Source organism: Alteromonas sp. MmMcT2-5 (assembly GCF_022348315.1).
Lineage (GTDB): Bacteria > Pseudomonadota > Gammaproteobacteria > Enterobacterales > Alteromonadaceae > Alteromonas > Alteromonas macleodii.
On the sequence record NZ_JAKRFB010000119.1, the window covers coordinates 1 to 2,249 of the forward strand.

Genomic DNA, 2,249 nt, shown 5'->3' on the forward strand with positions numbered 1-2,249 from the left:
AGCAGCATCTATGGTTGCTATGTCACCTGACAGAGCGGATACAACTGGCACTGGAACGGTTAACTGATGGGTTCATTTACCATATCCGCAAGCAACAAGTTGCGGACGAACAGATTATTGACCAGCTACTTCGGCTTTGTGCCAGAAACAGCCATACACAAGTGAGTATCATAAGGCCACATTTTTACGTGAAGCAGGAAATTTAGGATAGAAATGAAAAGCCGCCGAAAGGAGCATGCAGTCGTTCATTAGTGATTACGAGTATTTCCCCTTGTCAAATGTGTTTAAAAAAAGGCTCCTTTTTGAAAACCCTAAAAGCTATCTCTAGACTTTTACTAGCCAAAAGTCTAGATTGAGGGGAATGATAATAAGACTTCAAGGATGATGATGAGAAAATTATTTGTCTCTATTTCTGTGCTACTCGCAAGTTGTTCTTTTCAAGATGCCCCCCCACAAGTTGCTCTTATGGACTTAATCGAAGAGGAAAACCCTGTCGCAGTTGATTGGGTTAGAGCTTCTTCAGGCGATGGTACTAGCTTTAAATGGTACTATTCCTCAGACGAATACATGCGTTTGAAAAAACTCAATTTTGCATGCAATGAATGGTTTGAAAATGCTAGCCCTGACATCAAAGCAAGCATGATCATTAGTCTAGAAGATGAAGCCAGAGGTGCAGCTTTGCCAAACACACTTAATACACTTGAGTCTTATTCATCCGAAAAAGATATTACAAGATATCTAGAATACTTCACTGCTAGTTATACTTTTTTTGCAAACCCTTCCTACAAAACTAAGCAATACTTTTTATCTAACAATAGAACCCTCTCGGAGGAGTCATTCCACAAAAAGACGGTTACAGAACATTCAGGTGATAATGATTTTCTCGCCTGCTATATGTTTTCTCCCCTCATGGGAGCTATTGGCTTTGAAGGTTTTGCAAAAGATTCCTACGATAGAATGGCGAATGTAATCGGAACTAAAAACAGAGCTGATTTACTGGAGCAAGCCGACAAGTTCTAGTTTACAACTTATATGGATATCATTTGAGAAATAATGATTTGTGAAAGAGGTAAGTTGTGAATCGTAGTTAATATTTCTTCTTCATAACGAGAACACTGAAAATCCAGATCACCTACACAAAAAGTCTGGAGTCTGACTAAAACTGACCTGCATAGAAGATTTACCCAATGTCCGCTTCACGCTCACAGCAGTCCATCAGATTTGGTTCTGTTCTGTCAACTAACGTGTTAGTTAAAGCTTGGGTTAACATGTCAAATCAATTGCTTAAGATTCTCTTTTAGCTAAACCATGCCATCTATGCATAGTTAGCTGAAGTTGAGGCGTAATCCATTTCGGTGATACTTCTGGAATCAACTTTTTTTGTTGAATTAATCGCTCAATAACTTTTACACTAAGAGTCTCAAGTGCAGCAACCAGTGTTTCGTTGCGACTATCTTTCCCAACGAGTATCCATCGACCATGTACATCTAATCCAGGTGCATATACCCCAGTCGCTAACTTATCTTCAAACTGCCAGATTGAGTCTAAAAAATACTCATCAGAGGACATAAAATGGTCGGATAATAGCGCTTTGGCAATTGCCGAAAGCAGTGATGATTCGTCATTCACACTTTGATTTGCTCTGATATGGTCGAAAATGCACAAAGCTACTCGTTTGTATCTCGTAGGTAACATCGAACACTCTCTTGTTGCTTTGTTGATGTCCCTGTTTTGAATTAACTTATCAGACTCTTCTTTTAACCGTTGAGCTTCCTCTTTAGTGTTTGCAACAACTTCAAAAATATTATCAAACTCGAGGTTTGCTTGTATTTCAGGCGGTCCTTCCCTGTCTTTTACCAGTACCCGAAGCTCAGCATCTTCTTCAAGTCTTTCGGAAGCTTGCTCGTCGTAAGCACAATCTACGGACCCAAACTCACGGCCAACTGGACCCCCGAGCGCTCCGTGCAGCCTTCTTTTTTTGCACCAAGCGATGGCCATCCTATCCATGATGTCTGCCGGAATATCAACAGACAATTGAGAAAAGGCGTCATCATCGGTATGTCCTTGGGTTAAACTAAATGAAACAGGGAAGTCTATAATCAGTTCTGCTGGGTTTGTATTGTCACTTGGATTTGAGGCACTGTCTTCACTAGGAAACTCTTGGTGCAAGCTATGGTTCTCGTCGCTAAAAATCCATTCAGTTCTAGTCATCATAAATCCTATTTAAATTTACGATTAGCAAGCAATCG

Annotated in this window: 3 protein-coding genes; 2 read left to right on the forward strand and 1 reads right to left on the reverse strand. The window is 40.2% G+C overall.

The window, feature by feature from the left end:
• Together MHN09_RS21125 and MHN09_RS21130 are read left to right on the forward strand one after the other, a co-directional pair.
• Nucleotides 1-206, forward strand: a 206-nt coding sequence (locus MHN09_RS21125; protein ID WP_239241829.1) for a hypothetical protein, incomplete at its 5' end; no start/stop codon positions are given.
• 181 nt (nt 207-387) lie between these two features.
• Complete coding sequence (locus tag MHN09_RS21130) at nt 388-1,020, forward strand: hypothetical protein (protein ID WP_239241827.1); 633 nt, start codon at nt 388-390, stop codon at nt 1,018-1,020.
• Nucleotides 1,021-1,284: 264 nt separating this feature from the next.
• Here the strand turns inward: MHN09_RS21130 and MHN09_RS21135 are convergent, their stop codons facing one another.
• Nucleotides 1,285-2,211 (reverse strand): hypothetical protein, encoded by a 927-nt coding sequence (locus MHN09_RS21135; RefSeq protein ID WP_239241828.1) that lies wholly within the window; start codon nt 2,209-2,211, stop codon nt 1,285-1,287.
• Nucleotides 2,212-2,249: the final 38 nt, after the last annotated feature.

Excerpts from the sequence above, each read along its gene's own strand:
- MHN09_RS21130 (WP_239241827.1), top strand. The coding sequence starts at position 388 with ATGAGAAAATTATTTGTCTCTATTTCTGTGCTACTCGCAAGTTGTTCT.
- MHN09_RS21135 (WP_239241828.1), bottom strand. The coding sequence starts at position 2,211 with ATGACTAGAACTGAATGGATTTTTAGCGACGAGAACCATAGCTTGCAC.